Origin of the sequence: Chryseobacterium angstadtii, from assembly GCF_001045465.1 — a bacterium.
Lineage (GTDB): Bacteria > Bacteroidota > Bacteroidia > Flavobacteriales > Weeksellaceae > Chryseobacterium > Chryseobacterium angstadtii.
The window spans coordinates 741,276-757,525 of the sequence record NZ_LFND01000001.1 but is presented as its reverse complement, the minus strand read 5'-3'; the positions used below and the strand labels follow the sequence as shown (position 1 = coordinate 757,525).

The following is a 16,250-nucleotide window of genomic DNA, read 5'->3' as shown; positions in this document are numbered from 1 at the left end:
AAGCACTTTATTCAAGTGCTTTTTTTATTTCATTGATCCTATTAATTACGGGTAATGCAAAAATACCGCTGGTTTGAAGATACAATTCGTAGAAGGTTTTTGCTTTATCTAAAAACTGACTGTTTTTTTCTCCTCTGCCTTTAAAATAGAACAGGTTTCCTAACATTTCATAATAATCTTTATGGTCTCTTTCCTGTCTTTCGTTGACGATTTCTATAATTTCTTCTTTTGTTTTTGAGGAAAGGGTCGTAAAATCAAATTTGAAAATATCTTTCATCAAAGATTCAAAATCTAATTCTTTCTGCATTAAACTTTCTTCAGGTTTATCCAGGATCAGCTTTTCCAATGCCTGGGTGAGCTGACGTATTAATCGTAATGTGAATTCTTTATCTGTAATCATAATGTTAAAACTTATCGTTAATAGTTGTGTTTTTGAGGGAGCGGTGGCTTCGGGAGCCTCAGCCACCCAGAAGATGCAGGAGTGATTTTATACTTATTCTTCCGGTATAATCCTTTTGGTGGTTGAGACCCCTCGAATGGTGACTGAGGTTCTCGAAGTCACCATTCGAAGCCACCTTCTTTTAAGCAAAAAACAAATACGCCAGTGCAATTGAAGTAATAACCCCCACTAAATCCGCCAAAAGCATGGCAATTACCGTGTATCTTGTATTCTTAACAGCTACAGCTCCAAAATAGACTGCGATAACGTAAAACGTCGTATCTGAGCTTCCCTGAAGAACCGCTGCCAGTTTACCCTGAAAGCTGTCTGCTCCAAACGTAGCCATGGTGTCTACCATCATTCCGCGGGCTCCTGAGCCGGATAAGGGTTTTATTAATGCTGTTGGAAGTCCGTCAACAAAACGCGGATCAAAATTGGCCGCTGCTGCCACCCATTTCATTCCGTCGATAATAACATCAAAAACGCCTGAAGTTCTTAAAAGAGAAATGGCAATCAGCATTCCAACTAAATAAGGGATAATCTTGACGCAGGTGGTGAATCCTTCTTTTGCGCCTTCAATAAAAGCATCAAAAACATTGATTTTTTTATAAACGGCTCCCAAAACTATCGCCAGGAAAATAAAGAGTATGAGTCCGTTGCTCAATACTTTGCTGAAAGTATCCAGTTCGTCTTTGCTCAATTGAACCAAATAGACCACCAGAAGGGCAATAACCGCTGAAATTCCTCCTACATAAGCAATCACTATCGGACGAAGCAGGTTGATCTTCTGATACAGAGAAACAATAATCATGGCTGCCATTGTTGCTGCAAAAGTGGCAATCATACACGGGAGGAAAATATCTGTAGGGGTCTTAGATCCCATTGATGCTCTGATGGCAATGATGGAGACCGGAATAAGCGTCATTCCGCCTGCATGGAGACACAGAAACATAATCTGTGAGTTGCTGGCCGTATCTTTATTGGGATTTAACGTCTGAAGACTTTCCATAGCTTTTAAACCGAATGGAGTCGCGGCATTGTCCAGTCCCAGAAGATTGGCGCTGAAATTCATCAGCATATGTCCGAAAGCCGGATGGTTTTTAGGGATATCCGGAAATAATTTGGAGAAAAAAGGTTGAATAAAACGGCTCAGAAGATTGATTCCTCCTGCTTTTTCAGCAATACTCATGAATCCCATGAACAGCGTCATAATTCCAATGAGTCCGATACAGATTTTTACTGCGGTTTCTGAGGTTCCGATGACACCATCTGCTTCCTGAACCCTGTAAACCTTGACGTTCTGTTTCAGAGAATCTGTTTTATAATGAATTCTGCTGTCTGCAAAATCATTTTTTTTCATCAGGCTGTCCCGTACAATGGGAGTGAGCGTATTCATCGGCTGTGAAGCTATCTGAACCGTATCTCCGCCTTTTCCTACCACCATATCATTGAAAATGGTTTTGTAGTGGCCTGACGAAATATATTTAATACTGGCGATGCCAATGGCAATGATAATGAAAGCCGACCAAATTCTGCTGAGGACCATTCGATTAAATTAAAATTTTAGAAAAGATAATAAATAAAAAGGAAATTGAGGAAAAGATTATTTGTAAACGTTATTGATTTTAGAATATTATCAGCTTTCGGGGTTAAAGAAGTTAGATTAAAATGGTTAGAAGCCGGAAGAGGGAAGCTGGAAGTGCTGCCGGGCTGTTAATATAGTGTAGTTAACGATCATCTTAGAGGCTAATAAATAACCCTGTAATTTTGTTTAAGGGTTTCAATAACTTCCTTCTTCAAACTTCAGACTCCCCGTCTTAATATTATTCGTTTAAATACACCAGATACCCTTCAAAATCATCATCCAAACTTGTTAAAACCTTAGCATCATCCATTTTTTTGATGAGATTATCAATGAAAAATCCCTTCTCAAAAAACTGGCGGTGAATTCCCGGAAGAAGCTCCATAAAATAATCCATGCCGATTTTGTTGTTGTGAAGATCCATTTTGGTTTCCAAAGGCTGGTTGGGAAACAGCTCCTCATGCAGATCTGTAATTCTTTTGCAGAAATCAAATGCCTTTTGGGGCGATGAGACCTTACAGCAGTACATCATGATAAAACAGCACCATAAAGCATGTCTGAAAGCATTTCCAATACCGTTGTTTGATGCGGTTTCGGGGAATTTTTTCTGGGCAATTGCAAAGACCTGAACCGTTGCATGAAAGCTTAACAGGGCAAAAAGAGGATGGGGGATAAGGAGTGATAAAAGACGCATGATCTTTTTCAGGCTCATGCTTCGGATGGTATTAAAAAATATCTTGAAAGTCCTCATAAATAAAAATCTCTCCCTAATTAGAGAGAGATTGTATAGTGTTTGTTACAGATTTTATGCTTTTACAGCTAATAAATTGACTGTTTTGGCTACTGTATCTTTAATTTCAGTTCTTTTTACAATGAAATCTACAAATCCTTTTTCCTGTAAGAATTCAGAGGTCTGGAAGCCTTCCGGAAGATCTCTTCCGATGGTTTCACGGATTACTCTAGGACCGGCAAAACCGATCAGTGCTCCCGGTTCAGCCATGATGATATCAGCAGTCATAGCGAAAGAAGCGGTAATTCCTCCAAAAGTAGGGTCACAAAGATAAGCGATGTATAAAAGACCAGCTTCAGAAAGCTGTGCAAGCTTAGCCTGTACTTTAGCCAGCTGCATCAGAGAATAGGTGGCTTCCTGCATTCTTGCTCCTCCGGACTGACAGATAATCATGTACGGAAGTTTGTTGGCGATACAGTAATCTATCGCTCTTCTGATTTTTTCACCCATTACAGAACCTAGAGATCCTCCAATAAAGGCGAAATCCATACATGAAACAACCATTTGGGTTCCTTTTACGGTTCCTACTGCGTTTCTGATAGAATCTGTAAGTTTTGTTTTGGCTTTTACTTCTTTCAGACGGTCTTTGTAAGGTTTTGTATCCTTGAAATTCAAGATATCAATACTTTCAACATTGGCATCCAGTTCAGTGAAATTTCCTTCGTCAAAAAGGATATCAAAAAATTCTGCACTTCCAATTCTTACATGAAATCCGTCTTCAGGGGAAACGTAATTGTTTCTTCTAAGCTCATCATGCTCCACTACTTTTCCTGATGGAGTCTGATGCCAAAGACCTTTGGGAACATCCTTTTTTTCATCAGTAGAGGTGGTAATGTTTTTTGTTTTTCTTTTAAACCAGTCGAATGCCATTTTGATTGTATTAGGGGATAAATGTAAAATGTATTAATGTAAACTGTATCCGTTATGAATACTTTTTACATTAATACAAATGTACAGTTCTTATTTTAAAGTATTTACGTTATTTAAGTCTTCAAACGCTTTAACCAGTCTTGTAGAGAAAGTTTCCTCACCTTTTCTTACCCAAACTCTTGGATCGTAGAATTTCTTGTTAGGCTTTTCTTCTCCTTCAGGGTTTCCGATTTGCGCTCTTAAATAATCGATATTGTTAATCATGTAGTCTCTCACTCCTTCTGTGTAAGCAAACTGAAGGTCAGTGTCAATATTCATTTTAATTACTCCGTAGTCGATCGCTTCTCTGATCTCTTCTAAAGTAGATCCTGAACCACCGTGGAATACAAAGTTTACCGGCTTTTCACCTGTTCCGAATTTCTCCTGAACATATTTTTGAGAGTTGTCAAGAATTTTCGGGGTAAGAACCACGTTTCCTGGCTTGTAAACTCCGTGTACGTTACCGAAAGCGGCAGCAATGGTAAAGTTGTCAGAAATTGCTTTCAATTTTTCGTAAGTATAAGCGATATCTTCCGGTTGAGTATATAATTTAGAGTTGTCTACGTCTGAGTTGTCTACACCATCTTCTTCTCCTCCTGTTACACCAATCTCCACTTCAAGAGTCATCTGCATTTTAGCCATTCTTTCGAAGTATTTTGCTGAAATCTCAAGGTTTTCTTCCAAAGATTCTTCAGAAAGGTCAAGCATGTGAGAAGAATAAAGAGACTTTCCGGTTTGCTTATAGTGCTCTTCACTGGCATCTAATAATCCGTCGATCCACGGTAATAATTTCTTTGCACAGTGGTCAGTATGTAAAATCACAGTTGCTCCGTAAGCTTCTGCAAGAGTATGAATATGTTTTGCTCCGGCAATAGATCCTAAAATAGCGGCTTTCTGACCGTCATTGCTTAATCCTTTTCCTGCGTTGAAAGCAGCTCCACCGTTTGAAAACTGGATAATAACAGGAGAGTTTAATTTTGCTGCAGTTTCCATAACAGCATTTACATTGCTTGAACCAATTACGTTTACTGCTGGCAGTGCGAATTTGTTTTCTTTAGCGTACTGAAAAATATCGGTAACTAATTGACCTGTGGCAACTCCTGCCGGAAAAATTCTGCTCATGTTTTACTTTTTATTTTAAATTATTAGGCGTTTTTAAAATTCCTGTAAAGGTAATCATTTTTGAGGAATTACTAATTTCTTTTATCCCTTCCCCAAAGCAGCTTCTGACGGATCGTTTCGTAGAAACTTAAATGATTGGGCTGCACCAGAAGGATCTGAAAATCTGCCTTTTTGATGATAATTTCTTTGTCGGTTTCTATATGAACCAATCTTGAATCCAGCGAAAGAGAATACTGCGGAACTCTGCTTTCTACTTTGAACTTTATTTCTACCCTGTCGTTCACAACCAATGGTCTCACATTCAGATTATGAGGTGCGATAGGTGTGATGACGAAATTTTCGTTGTTCGGAGAGATAATGGGGCCACCACAGCTTAAAGAATAAGCGGTAGATCCTGTAGGAGTGGAAACAATAACACCATCGCCCCAGAAAACATTCAGAAACTCATCATTGATATATGAATCTACCGTAATCATGGACGTAGTTTCCTTTCGGGAAACGGTAACATCGTTCAGGGCATATGGGAAAAAGTCATCTGACCTGGGAGATACCACCTCAATTACAGCACGGCGGCTGGTTTTTACATCCCCTTTTAAAATAGCATCCAGTTCTTTGAATGCCTCTTCTTTGGTAAAACTGGCCAGAAATCCTAGTCTTCCGGTATTTACCCCTACAATCGGGATTTCAAGATCTTCTATAAAGGTAAGAGAGTTGACGATAGTTCCGTCACCTCCAAAAGTAAAAAAAAGATCTACTTTCTTATCCAGAAGATCCTGTTTGCTGTTGAATGTTTCAAATATTTTTGAGAACTGAAGCGCTTCAGCCATTTCGTCGTACAGAACAGATTTTACGCCTCTGGTTTCAAGTTCTGAAATAAACTTGCTTAAATATAAAAAAGTGTCGAGGTCTTTTTTCTGAGAATATATGGCTGCCTTCATGTTATATTTCTATGAATTTTTGGAAAAATCCGAACCGGTCCTTAAAGAGGTCTGATTTCTCATCAGAATAGTATTTCTCAACAATTCTGTAATCATACCGGTCAAAAGTAGCGTCTATCGAGGACAAGTTTTCATTGCTGATCTTAATGGTTACATGAACTACTTCATCAGACATAAAAGTGATGAATCCACCATAAAATTTCGAGTTGTTGCTTTCCACAATATTGGCAATCTCCGTCATCGAATATTTTCTGGCCGGTGTTTCTATGGTAAGAATGGCGCCTGTCTCTGAAAATAGGGGATATCGGGAAAAATTCTGAAAAATATCCTCGCAGGTGATGTACCCCAGATACTTTTCATTTTTGTTGATCACCGGGATCACATTGGAACTGAAGGTGTAGAACAGACGGATGCTGTCCATAATATTATTGTCCTCCAGAATAGCAAAACGCTCAATCTGATGCTCAAGATCTTTCAGGGTTCCATCTCCTTCATACAGAAAATCTTCTGCGATAGCTCCGTAGAAGTGATGGGATTTTTTGATGAAAATATGGGAATATCCAAAATCTTCTAACGTATTCCTTGCTGATTCTATAGAGTCAGTAAGGCTAAAACATGGAAAGTCTTTTGAGATATAATCCTTGATAAACATTGTGCTAATTTATAAAAAATTAAATGAAACTTTTTCTCAAAGCACCACTTTTTTTCGGGAAAAATAAAAAAAGTGATGCTAAAATTTGTTTGTAAAGAAAAAAAAGGTACCTTTGTCGCCTTTCATTTTTACTTTTTATTAGATTTATTTCAAACTGCACTGTCTTTTAAGGACATATGCAGTTTTTTTATTTTAGGGCTTTTGCAAATTCCCACATGACAATTCCGCCGCATACACTTACATTCAGAGAGTGCTTGGTTCCCAGCTGAGGAATTTCAAGAAAAGTATCAATATGAGGGAGAGCTTCATCACTGATTCCTTCTACTTCATTCCCTAGAATTAAAGCGTATTTTTTTGATTTATCTATGTTGAAATCGTTGATCATAACGCTGTCTGTAGTCTGCTCAATACCTATAATCTCGTACCCTTTAGTTTTATAATCCTGAATGGCAGAATTGATGTCGCTTTCATGGCCCCAGTCCACGCTTTCGGTAGCCCCGAGTGCTGCCTTATGAATTTCACGGTGCGGAGGTTGCGGAGTAATACCGCATAAAATAATTTTTTCGATCAGAAAAGCATCTGCCGTTCTGAAAGATGCCCCTACATTATGCATGCTTCTGAGATTGTCTAAAATAATGACCAATGGAATTTTCTCAACCTTCTTAAATGTTTCTACATCTATTCTGTTAAGTTCCTCCAGTTTTAATTTTTGTACCAATTGTTTTATTTTGTTGAGATTAATTTTCCGTCTCTGTAGACTTCTGTTTTTTCAACGCTTCCGTCTTCGCGGTAATGGATGCGGTTTCCGTTCCATTTATCGTTCGCGAATTCTGTTTCACGCTGTAATTTTCCGGACGGATAAAGTGTTTTCCATTTTCCTACAGCCAGTCCGTTTTCATATTGCCCGATCTGTTTTACAGACTTCCCGTTTTCATAGTAAAGTTTGCTTTCGCCGTGTAATTTAGCGAATTTATAATTGGAAACTTCTGCGATGGTTCCGGATGGGTTATAAAAAGTAGCGGTAAAGCTGTTGTCATAAATGTTTTTGTCTCCGTTTCTGAAAACTTCTTTGGAGGTAAGGATACCGTTTTTGTCATAGTAGGCCCATTCTTTTACCTTGAAGTCTTTTTTATACTCGCCTTTGGCCTGGACCTTTCCGTTTTCGTGATAATAAATGGCTTCGCCATCCACTTTGCCTTTTTTCCATTCAAGTATCTGTTTTACCTGTCCATTGTCAAAGAAAGCTTTGCAGGATCCCTCCTGAAGACCGTCCTTAAATCCACATGGTTTCTGTGCTATCATCCAGGAAGATGCTGAGATGAATAGCAAAAAGAAGTATTTCATAGATTTTTTTATTTCAAAAATAGCAAAATACTTATATTTGAAATAAAATATAATATGAAAAAAATATCCATTTTGCTGCTGTTGGTATTCTCCTTTATATATATACAGGCACAAAATACCTATTACCCACAGGCTTTTTTTGATAAGAAATTAGCGAGAGATATGCTTGGCTTTGGAAACTCTACCATTGAAGGAGTAGCTTCTACAAAACAGAAAAACAACTGGGGAATCAAACCTTTGCTTGGCGCTAAACATTATGCCCCTAAAGGAACTGTTGTCATGCTTTTCCCTGTAACCCCTTACTTTGAGGAGTTCTACAGTATGAGAAAGAAATATGAAAACAGAAAGACAACGGTATATATGTCTGAAGAGGCATTCAAATATAGAGTGGAAGCATTAACCGACGATCATGGCCGCTTTAAATTTGAAAAGCTGAAACCGGGTAAATACTATCTTGAAACCATCGTGAACTTTACAGCAACGGCAAGTTATCAGGAACAGACAGGAACCACAAATACCTTTAACGGTTATGGAAACTATTTGTATTCCACCCCGATATATAGTACATTTTTTTACGGATATGATGCTGCCAACAGGGAAAGCAAGTTTGTAGAAATCAAAGCAGACGGCGAACTAAAAGAAATCAACCTTTAAAAGGTTGATTTTTTATTTTCTGATCATAATCTGATGTACATTTTTTTCAATATTCTGGGCTAATGCCTCCATAGGAATATCATTTTCATCATTATTAAAAGGATCCTCAATTTCTTCTGCGATAAGTTCCAGACTCATCAGGACATAATATACAAATACCGTAAGCGGAATCATCAGAAGCCCGATTGTAATAACATAAGCAACAGGCAAAGCAAGAACATACAGAATGATGAATTTTTTTACGAAAGAAGAATAGGAATAAGGGATAGGCGTGTTTTTAATCCGCTCGCAGCCTCCGCAGACATCCAGAAAACCGGAAAGCTGAGTATCCAGGTATACCATTTCAATATCGGAAATCTTGCCTTCTTTTTTCAGCTGATGCAGTTTATGGGTTAAAAGAATAACAATTTCGCTGGGGCCATGATGCTTCAGGGATTTTTCAATTTCGGAATAATCTTCATCCAAAGCAAGCCTTGTAGATTCTTTGGATAAATGTTTAGCTAAAAAATGAGGAAAATATTTGAGATATCTTGCGATCTGTTCCGCATCCTGACGGTTATCCTCCAGAATGGTATTGATCTTTACGGCAAAATTTCGCGTATCATTTACCAGTTTTCCCCATAGTTTTCTGCCTTCCCACCATCTGTCATATGCCGTATTGGTTCTGAAAACCAACAGAAGGGAAAGAACAAAACCCAACAATGAATGAATCATTCCTACATTACTCACTCCTGATTTTGCAGTAAGATGAAGGTATTCCACTTCCAGATACTGAATACCCCAGGAATAAAGACCCACAAGAATCATGGTTGGAAAAAGGATCTTCATGGTATCGCTTTTGTGCATACTGAACAGGATTTTCAGAAAATGCTTGGTATTGTAGGCTCTCATAAATTCACTTAGTCTTACAAATATAATTTTTTCAGTTGAGCTCTGCTTTATCGGAAGCCTTAAAATAATTTTAAAATAAATGAAAAATAGGGCTCCCGAAGCCCCAACACAATCAGTCAGTAAAACAAAGAATAATCCTCAGCAACAATCTGTAACCATTTTTTAATTTTCACAGATTTCAAAAAAACACTATTTTTATTTCGCACTAACATAATACAATTAAGATGATCCTCGAAAACGTAGATGTAGTTAACGATATTAGTAAAGAAGATTTTCAAAAGAATTATTTCAAAAAGCATAAGCCGCTTTTGATTAAAAATTTTGCGAGCCAGTGGGATGCTTTCGACAAGTGGAATCTTGCCTACATCAGAGAAAAAGCAGGCGATCAGGACGTTCCTCTGTATGATAATAAACCGGCAGATGCTTCCAAAAGTTCAGATGCTCCCGTTACGAATATGAAAATGAAGGATTATATCGACAGAATAAAAAGCGGACCGTCAGACCTGCGAATCTTTTTCTATATCATTACAGACAGGCTTCCGGAGCTGCTGAAAAACTTCACTTATCCTGATCTGGGAATTAAATTTTTTAAAAGGCTTCCCACGCTTTTTTTCGGGGGAAGTGAGGCGCATGTTTTAATGCATTACGATGTGGATTTGGGAGATTTTCTTCACATCCATTTTGAAGGCAAAAAGAGAATTCTTTTATTCGATCAGAAGCAGTCTGCCTTTTTATATAAAGTACCCCTTTCTGTACATACCGTCTACGATATAGACTATGAAAACCCTGATTATGAAAAGTTTCCGGCTTTAAAATATGCGAAAGGCTACGAGATTTTCATGGAACATGGAGACGCACTTTTTATTCCCGGAGCTTTCTGGCATTTTAACAGATACCTGGAACCCGGATTTTCCTTGTCGCTCAGAGCACTTCCCAATAAACCCAATGTTTTTGCCAATATGCTGTATCATGTCTTTATCATGAGGTATACAGATAAGCTTCTGCGTAAAATTTTTAAAGCTAAATGGGTGAATTACAAACAGAAATGGGCTTACGAGAAAGGTTCGGAAGCATTTGAAAAGAAAAAAAAGTAGGGGGGATTTAAAGAAAGAAGACTGAAAGTTCTTTTGCAATCCTTGTCAAGGTTCAAAACCTTGACAAGGATTCGTTGAGACTAAAGTTCAGTTTTCAATAACTTCTATTTCACTCATTAATAAGCCCGAAGATTTTAGCATCTACAAACTTTCCTTTTTCAAAGAAATAATCACGGAGCATTCCTTCCTCCTTAAAGTTTAAAGAAAGTAAAAGTTTCTCAGAAGAGATATTGGACGGATCTATGAAGGCATCTACCCGGTGAAGCGCCATCGTTTCAAATCCGAATATAAGAATAGGAAGAACCGCTTCTTTCATATAGGAATTTCTCCAGAATTTAGGATTGAGCTCATAGCCGATTTCTGCTCTGGAATGCTCGCGGTACCAGTTGTGATAACCACAGGTTCCAATGACTTTCTTTTCCGATTTTAACTCTATCGCCCAGCGGAAACCCTTCCCTTTTTCAAACTCACCATTGAAGTGAGAGATGATATTTTGAGCATCTTCAAGGGTTTTGAAAGTATCCAGATCATAATATTCCATGACTTCATCCAGAGAGAAATATTCGAAAAGGTCTTCTGCATCCTGAGGGGTCAGCTGTCTTAAAAGAAGTCTTTCAGTTTCTAAAACCGGATAAATCATATCATTTATTTTAGTGAAAAATACGATAATTATTTTGTTCTGAAAATATATAAATTACCTGAACTAAAGTTAAAAAGCTTGAATGGTGGGTTTTTAGGCTGAGGTGAAGGTTAAGGTTGAGGAATGTCAATGGTCAATTTTGCTACACAAGTAAATGGTCAACTTTTAAAAGATGTCAGTTTTTTAGGCTGAAGTGAAGGCTAAGGTTGAGAAATATCAATAATCAATTTTGCTTGGCAAATGAAATGTGAAACTCTCCACCCTTAAAACCCTCCGACTCTCAAACCCGAAACCCATACCCCGCATCTCGAATCCCGCACCTTAAAAAACCACCTCACAACTTTCAGCACCCCAATCTTAATTTTCATACCCCGAACTCAGGTTATTTTATTTAAATTTGGGGCTCATTTTTTATTATGGCAAAATCGAAGAAGGAAACCCCGCTTATGACGCAGTACAATACCATCAAGGCTAAATACCCTGATGCACTGCTGTTGTTCCGGGTTGGTGATTTTTATGAAACTTTCGGGCAGGATGCCGTAAGAACATCCCAGATCCTGGGTATTGTATTGACCAAAAGAGCCAATGGAGAAGGGCATATAGAACTCGCCGGGTTTCCACATCATTCTGTGGATTCTTATCTTCCTAAGCTGGTAAGAGCCGGAATGAGAGTCGCTATCTGTGACCAGCTGGAAGACCCTAAAATGGTGAAGGGAATTGTAAAAAGAGGCGTTACAGAATTGGTAACACCGGGAGTTACATTCAATGATCAGGTACTGAACTCAAAAAAGAATAACTTCCTGCTTTCCCTCCATAAAGAAAAAGAAAAATATGGGATAGCTCTGGTAGACGTTTCTACAGGAGAGTTTTTGGTAAGTGAAGGAAATTTGGAAAAACTTCTTCATATCGTCAATACTTTTGATCCCAGTGAAATTGTTTTTCAGAGAAGTGTCCAGCTGCCGGAACAGCTTAAAAATAAAAGCGCTTTTAAGCTGGAAGACTGGGCTTTCCAGTATAATTTTGCCTATGAGAAACTGACCTCTCATTTTAAAACGAATTCTTTAAAAGGATTCGGGATTGAAAACCTTCCGCTGGCTATTACAGCTGCAGGAGCCATTTTCGCTTATCTGGTGGAAGACACCCACCACAACTTACTGGCCCATATCACAAAACTTCAGATCATTCCGCAGGATGATTATTTGATGATGGACAATTTTACGTTGAGAAATCTGGAAATTGTGTATCCAAGTAATCCACAGGGAAAATCGCTGCTGGATATTATTGATAAAACCTCTACCCCGATGGGGGGAAGGTTATTGAGAAGAAGAATTATTCTTCCTTTAAAATCTGTGGATGAAATTATGAGAAGGCTTTCTCTGATTGATTTCCTGAATGAAAATGATCCTCTTAAATACGAAATCTGCCAGCTGCTGAAATCCATCTCGGATCTTGACCGATTGATGGGAAAACTGGCGGCCGAAAAAATTTCTCCAAAAGAATTGGGGTATCTGCGCCAGAGTATGATCAATATTCATCAGATAAAAGCCCTGCTTCATCCACACGCTGATGTATTGGCCTGGCTGGAGCCGCTTTTTGATATGGAAGAGCTGATCAAGTTTTTACAAAATCATCTGAATGAAGAGCTTCCTGTCAATATTTCAAAAGGAAATATCATTAAAGAAGGTATTTCTGAAGAACTGGACCGATTGAGAAATCTCCAGAGCAAAGGCCGTGGTTTTCTGGATGAAATGTGCCAGAGAGAAATAGAAAGAACAGGAATTTCAAGTCTTAAAATTGATTTTAATAATGTTTTCGGGTACTATATAGAAGTAAGAAACGCTCATAGAGACAAAGTTCCGGGCGACTGGCTCAGAAAACAGACTTTGGTGAATGCCGAACGTTACATTACGGAAGAACTGAAAGAGTACGAAAGCCAGATTCTTGGAGCCGAAGAAAAAATAGGAGTCCTGGAAAATGAGCTGTACAGAAATATATGTGCGGAGACTATGGTTTATATGGATCAGATTCAGGGGAATTCCAATATCATTGCTCAGCTTGATGTGGCGGCAGGATTATCGGAACTGGCTGTTTCTGAAAGTTATACAAAGCCCGTTCTTAATCAGGGGTATGCGATAGATCTTAAAGAAGCAAGACATCCGATTATAGAAAACGCTCTTCCTTTAGGAGAAAAATATATTCCAAACGATATTTTTTTAGATAAAGATTCTCAACAGATTATTATGGTTACCGGACCAAACATGGCCGGTAAATCAGCCATTCTTCGCCAGACGGCAATTGTCTGTCTATTGGCTCAGATCGGAAGCTTTGTGCCTGCTAAACACGCTGAAATTGGCGTTTTAGACAAGATTTTCACAAGGGTAGGGGCTACGGACAACATTTCTGCCGGAGAATCTACTTTTATGGTGGAAATGAATGAAGCTGCCAATATTCTCAATAATATTTCAGAACGAAGCCTTATTCTGCTGGATGAAATTGGAAGAGGAACTTCTACCTATGATGGAGTTTCTATTGCTTGGGCCATTGCGGAATACCTTCATCAGCATCCTACACAGGCCAAAACGCTTTTTGCTACACACTACCACGAGCTGAATGAGATGACCGTGAATTTTGAAAGAGTGAAAAACTTTCATGTTTCCATCCAGGAAAATAAAGGAAATATTATCTTTTTAAGAAAACTGGTTCCCGGAGGCAGCGAGCACAGTTTCGGGATTCATGTGGCTAAACTGGCAGGAATGCCTGCAAAAGTGGTCAACAGAGCCAATGAAATTCTCAAAACCCTTGAAGCAAGCCGTACACAAAGCACAAGTACTTCTGAAAGCATCAAAAGAGTTACCGAAGAAAATATGCAGCTCTCTTTTTTCCAGCTGGACGACCCTGTTCTGGAGAATATCCGCGAAGAACTCACAAAAATAGATATCAATACATTGACGCCTATTGAGGCTTTAATGAAACTGAATTCGATAAAAAAAATGATTGGCGGTTAAGCCAATCATTTTTTTGTTGATTATATCTGAAGATTAACAGCAGTATCCGTCTTTGCCTCTCGGCCCAATGATCATGAAGTGGTTGCTTACGCCTCTCAGTTTACACAGACCTCTTCAGCACATGAAGCGCCTCCGTTGATCTCCTTTAGCTCTTTTTTCATGAGCTTTCTGCTTTGAATGCTTGAGTTTTTCATACATTTTAAGTTAAATGGTGATCCCTGTTTAGCAGCAATTTCCATCCTGATGGCCTGGAACTCCATATTGCTCTTCACCGGTAGCCGGATCATAACAGCTAATTACAATAAAGCAGATAGGTCTTGCTCCTCCTTTAATTCCTTTCAGTTCTTTCTTAGAAAGTTTTCTTGGTTGAAAATTTGATTTTTTCATAAAATTTGAATTAAGTTTTAGAATAATTTTTTTTGAAAAATCAGGTCATTAACAGCAGTTTCCATCCTGGTGGCCCGGAACTCCGTATTGCTCTTCACCAGTGTTCGGATCAAAGCAGCTCATTACAATAAAGCAGAAAGGTCTTGCTCCTTTGATTTCTTTCAGTTCTTTTTTGGTCAGTTTCTTAGATAGAATGTTTGATTTTTTCATGATAATTTTGATTTGATTCTAAGCTAATTTACATTTAATTTTTATAATTCAATAGGAGGTGATTAATAAAATAATGTTAAAATTGGTATTGAATATAAGATACTTAGCTTTTATTGGTGAATATTCAGCAAAGACCGTATTGTTTTCAATACTTCTGATCTTTATTTTCTTTTGACTTTTTTTACCATTAAAATTAACTTTCTCCGATACTTTTTATCCAAACAAAAAGACAAAAGCAGACCTAAAATCTGAATGACAATTAATGACTATTTTTGAATATGAAGAATATCCTGAGTATATTAACCGTATTTCTTTGTCTGGCCACTTTTAATGCCCAACAAACAGAAGTCCCTTCCATGAAATATGAAGATCTTGAAAAAAGAATTCAGAAGGAAAATGATAAATTGTTGATTGTCAACTTCTGGGCAACCACCTGTGCTCCCTGCGTGAAAGAGCTTCCTCATTTTATGGAACTCAATAATCAGTATAAAGATAATCCCAAATTTAAAATGATTCTGGTTTCACTGGACAGACTTGTAGACAAAGAAAGAGTGATTAAATTCATCAAAAACAAAAACCTTACCGCCGAAGTCATTCTGCTGGATGATGTAAAAAGAATGAATACCTGGATTCCGAAATTTGAAAAGAACTGGGACGGAAATATTCCCATAACCCTATTCTATAAAAACGGCGAAAAAGTACATTTCAACGACGGTGAAATGAGCAAAGAAGATCTGGAAAAGACAATTAAAGATAATTTACAATAATATAAATATGAAAAACCTGAAAATTTTATTGGCGGCATTTATTGCCGGACTCGGACTGTTGAGCTTTACATCCACAGATCATGAGAAAAACAAAACTTCGAAAACAACAGCTTCCGCTTCCGCAAAAGGGTACGAGGTTGGAGACGAAGCCGCAGATTTTAAACTGAAAAATATTGACGGAAAAATGGTGTCTTTAAGCGATTTTAAAAGCGCAAAAGGATTTATAGTCGTTTTCACCTGCAACCACTGCCCCTATGCCAAAAAATATGAAGACAGAATTGTAGAACTTGATAAAAAATTCAAAAATCAGGGCTATCCGGTTATTGCCGTTAATCCCAATGATCCGAATGTACAGCCCGAAGACGGCTATAAACAAATGATCGAAAGAGCGAAACAAAAAGGCTTTACCTTCCCGTATCTGGTAGATGAAGGACAAAAAGTCTATCCGCTGTATGGAGCTACAAAAACACCTCACGTCTTTGTGTTGCAGAAAGAAAACGGAAAGAATATCGTAAAATACATCGGTGCCATAGACAACAACTACGAAAACCCGAATGATGTATCCGAATATTATGTTCAGGATGCCGTAAATGCATTGATTAAAAACGAACCCGTAAAAATGACAAAAACAGTGGCTATAGGATGCACAATTAAAGTAAAGAAATAATATATTTGCCTTAAATTTGATAAACGATCGGTATTCTCTGGATACCGATTTTTTATGGCTTAAAAAGAACCTGCCCTTTTGAAATGATTGTTTGAAAAAGGGTTCAATTCAATAGCAGCTTAAAAAGAGACTGACCTTGTTGAAATGATTATTTGAAAA

Annotated in this window: 18 protein-coding genes; 5 read left to right on the top strand and 13 right to left on the bottom strand. The window is 37.9% G+C overall.

The window, feature by feature from the left end:
* Nucleotides 1-7 precede the first annotated feature (7 nt).
* From ACM46_RS03295 to ACM46_RS03255, 9 genes are all read right to left on the bottom strand, one after another.
* Nucleotides 8-400 (bottom strand): hypothetical protein, encoded by a 393-nt coding sequence (locus ACM46_RS03295; protein ID WP_048505173.1) that lies wholly within the window; start codon nt 398-400, stop codon nt 8-10.
* A 181-nt stretch (nt 401-581) separates the two neighbouring features.
* Nucleotides 582-1,985 carry a nucleoside recognition domain-containing protein gene (locus tag ACM46_RS03290; RefSeq protein WP_048505172.1) on the bottom strand — a complete coding sequence of 468 codons (1,404 nt, stop codon included), beginning with the start codon at nt 1,983-1,985 and terminating at the stop codon, nt 582-584.
* Between the two features lie 277 nt (nt 1,986-2,262).
* Complete coding sequence (locus tag ACM46_RS03285) at nt 2,263-2,772, bottom strand: DUF6973 domain-containing protein (RefSeq protein WP_048505171.1); 510 nt, start codon at nt 2,770-2,772, stop codon at nt 2,263-2,265.
* A gap of 54 nt (nt 2,773-2,826) precedes the next feature.
* Nucleotides 2,827-3,681 carry an acetyl-CoA carboxylase, carboxyltransferase subunit beta gene (gene accD, locus ACM46_RS03280; RefSeq protein ID WP_048505170.1) on the bottom strand — a complete coding sequence of 285 codons (855 nt, stop codon included), beginning with the start codon at nt 3,679-3,681 and terminating at the stop codon, nt 2,827-2,829.
* 90 nt (nt 3,682-3,771) lie between these two features.
* A complete protein-coding gene (fbaA, locus tag ACM46_RS03275) occupies nt 3,772-4,842 on the bottom strand; it encodes a class II fructose-bisphosphate aldolase (RefSeq protein ID WP_048505169.1) in 1,071 nt (356 codons plus the stop codon).
* 71 nt (nt 4,843-4,913) lie between these two features.
* Nucleotides 4,914-5,780: an NAD kinase gene (locus ACM46_RS03270; protein ID WP_048505168.1), complete on the bottom strand. Its 867-nt coding sequence runs from the start codon at nt 5,778-5,780 to the stop codon at nt 4,914-4,916.
* A gap of 1 nt (nt 5,781) precedes the next feature.
* On the bottom strand, nt 5,782-6,432 hold the full coding sequence (locus tag ACM46_RS03265) for a CBS domain-containing protein (protein ID WP_048505167.1): 651 nt from the start codon (nt 6,430-6,432) through the stop codon (nt 5,782-5,784).
* Nucleotides 6,433-6,619: 187 nt separating this feature from the next.
* On the bottom strand, nt 6,620-7,150 hold the full coding sequence (locus ACM46_RS03260) for an RNA methyltransferase (protein WP_048505166.1): 531 nt from the start codon (nt 7,148-7,150) through the stop codon (nt 6,620-6,622).
* A 5-nt stretch (nt 7,151-7,155) separates the two neighbouring features.
* The gene (locus ACM46_RS03255) at nt 7,156-7,776 is read right to left on the bottom strand and encodes a toxin-antitoxin system YwqK family antitoxin (protein ID WP_048505165.1); all 621 of its coding nucleotides are present in this window, start codon (nt 7,774-7,776) and stop codon (nt 7,156-7,158) included.
* Nucleotides 7,777-7,830: 54 nt separating this feature from the next.
* Between ACM46_RS03255 and ACM46_RS03250 the strand changes: the two genes are divergently transcribed.
* Nucleotides 7,831-8,430, top strand: a complete 600-nt coding sequence (locus ACM46_RS03250) for a hypothetical protein (protein ID WP_048505164.1) — start codon at nt 7,831-7,833, stop codon at nt 8,428-8,430.
* Nucleotides 8,431-8,442: 12 nt separating this feature from the next.
* On the opposite strand, the gene ACM46_RS03245 is transcribed toward ACM46_RS03250, so the two are convergent.
* Entirely contained in the window at nt 8,443-9,321 is an 879-nt protein-coding gene (locus tag ACM46_RS03245) for a bestrophin family protein (RefSeq protein WP_048505163.1), read from the bottom strand.
* 224 nt (nt 9,322-9,545) lie between these two features.
* Between ACM46_RS03245 and ACM46_RS03240 the strand changes: the two genes are divergently transcribed.
* On the top strand, nt 9,546-10,415 hold the full coding sequence (locus ACM46_RS03240) for a cupin-like domain-containing protein (RefSeq protein ID WP_048505162.1): 870 nt from the start codon (nt 9,546-9,548) through the stop codon (nt 10,413-10,415).
* Between the two features lie 109 nt (nt 10,416-10,524).
* Here the strand turns inward: ACM46_RS03240 and ACM46_RS03235 are convergent, their stop codons facing one another.
* Nucleotides 10,525-11,055 (bottom strand): GNAT family N-acetyltransferase, encoded by a 531-nt coding sequence (locus ACM46_RS03235; protein WP_048505161.1) that lies wholly within the window; start codon nt 11,053-11,055, stop codon nt 10,525-10,527.
* A gap of 416 nt (nt 11,056-11,471) precedes the next feature.
* Here ACM46_RS03235 and mutS point away from each other — a divergent pair, with 416 nt between their 5' ends.
* Nucleotides 11,472-14,060 (top strand): DNA mismatch repair protein MutS, encoded by a 2,589-nt coding sequence (mutS, locus tag ACM46_RS03230; protein WP_048505160.1) that lies wholly within the window; start codon nt 11,472-11,474, stop codon nt 14,058-14,060.
* Between the two features lie 222 nt (nt 14,061-14,282).
* On the opposite strand, the gene ACM46_RS23285 is transcribed toward mutS, so the two are convergent.
* Both ACM46_RS23285 and ACM46_RS23280 read right to left on the bottom strand, forming a co-directional pair.
* On the bottom strand, nt 14,283-14,447 hold the full coding sequence (locus ACM46_RS23285) for a hypothetical protein (RefSeq protein WP_157859423.1): 165 nt from the start codon (nt 14,445-14,447) through the stop codon (nt 14,283-14,285).
* A gap of 48 nt (nt 14,448-14,495) precedes the next feature.
* Complete coding sequence (locus ACM46_RS23280; RefSeq protein ID WP_157859422.1) at nt 14,496-14,657, bottom strand: hypothetical protein; 162 nt, start codon at nt 14,655-14,657, stop codon at nt 14,496-14,498.
* 278 nt (nt 14,658-14,935) lie between these two features.
* Between ACM46_RS23280 and ACM46_RS03225 the strand changes: the two genes are divergently transcribed.
* A complete protein-coding gene (locus tag ACM46_RS03225) occupies nt 14,936-15,424 on the top strand; it encodes a TlpA family protein disulfide reductase (RefSeq protein WP_048505159.1) in 489 nt (162 codons plus the stop codon).
* Between the two features lie 7 nt (nt 15,425-15,431).
* Entirely contained in the window at nt 15,432-16,091 is a 660-nt protein-coding gene (locus ACM46_RS03220) for a thioredoxin family protein (protein ID WP_048505158.1), read from the top strand.
* Nucleotides 16,092-16,250 lie beyond the last annotated feature (159 nt).

Excerpts from the sequence above, each read along its gene's own strand:
- ACM46_RS03285 (WP_048505171.1), bottom strand. The coding sequence starts at position 2,772 with ATGAGGACTTTCAAGATATTTTTTAATACCATCCGAAGCATGAGCCTG.
- ACM46_RS03270 (WP_048505168.1), bottom strand. The coding sequence starts at position 5,780 with ATGAAGGCAGCCATATATTCTCAGAAAAAAGACCTCGACACTTTTTTA.
- ACM46_RS03265 (WP_048505167.1), bottom strand. The coding sequence starts at position 6,432 with ATGTTTATCAAGGATTATATCTCAAAAGACTTTCCATGTTTTAGCCTT.
- ACM46_RS03220 (WP_048505158.1), top strand. The coding sequence starts at position 15,432 with ATGAAAAACCTGAAAATTTTATTGGCGGCATTTATTGCCGGACTCGGA.
- ACM46_RS03255 (WP_048505165.1), bottom strand. The coding sequence starts at position 7,776 with ATGAAATACTTCTTTTTGCTATTCATCTCAGCATCTTCCTGGATGATA.
- ACM46_RS03235 (WP_048505161.1), bottom strand. The coding sequence starts at position 11,055 with ATGATTTATCCGGTTTTAGAAACTGAAAGACTTCTTTTAAGACAGCTG.
- ACM46_RS03295 (WP_048505173.1), bottom strand. The coding sequence starts at position 400 with ATGATTACAGATAAAGAATTCACATTACGATTAATACGTCAGCTCACC.
- mutS (WP_048505160.1), top strand. The coding sequence starts at position 11,472 with ATGGCAAAATCGAAGAAGGAAACCCCGCTTATGACGCAGTACAATACC.
- ACM46_RS03250 (WP_048505164.1), top strand. The coding sequence starts at position 7,831 with ATGAAAAAAATATCCATTTTGCTGCTGTTGGTATTCTCCTTTATATAT.
- ACM46_RS03240 (WP_048505162.1), top strand. The coding sequence starts at position 9,546 with ATGATCCTCGAAAACGTAGATGTAGTTAACGATATTAGTAAAGAAGAT.
- ACM46_RS03245 (WP_048505163.1), bottom strand. The coding sequence starts at position 9,321 with ATGAGAGCCTACAATACCAAGCATTTTCTGAAAATCCTGTTCAGTATG.
- accD (WP_048505170.1), bottom strand. The coding sequence starts at position 3,681 with ATGGCATTCGACTGGTTTAAAAGAAAAACAAAAAACATTACCACCTCT.
- ACM46_RS23280 (WP_157859422.1), bottom strand. The coding sequence starts at position 14,657 with ATGAAAAAATCAAACATTCTATCTAAGAAACTGACCAAAAAAGAACTG.
- fbaA (WP_048505169.1), bottom strand. The coding sequence starts at position 4,842 with ATGAGCAGAATTTTTCCGGCAGGAGTTGCCACAGGTCAATTAGTTACC.
- ACM46_RS23285 (WP_157859423.1), bottom strand. The coding sequence starts at position 14,447 with ATGAAAAAATCAAATTTTCAACCAAGAAAACTTTCTAAGAAAGAACTG.
- ACM46_RS03290 (WP_048505172.1), bottom strand. The coding sequence starts at position 1,985 with ATGGTCCTCAGCAGAATTTGGTCGGCTTTCATTATCATTGCCATTGGC.
- ACM46_RS03225 (WP_048505159.1), top strand. The coding sequence starts at position 14,936 with ATGAAGAATATCCTGAGTATATTAACCGTATTTCTTTGTCTGGCCACT.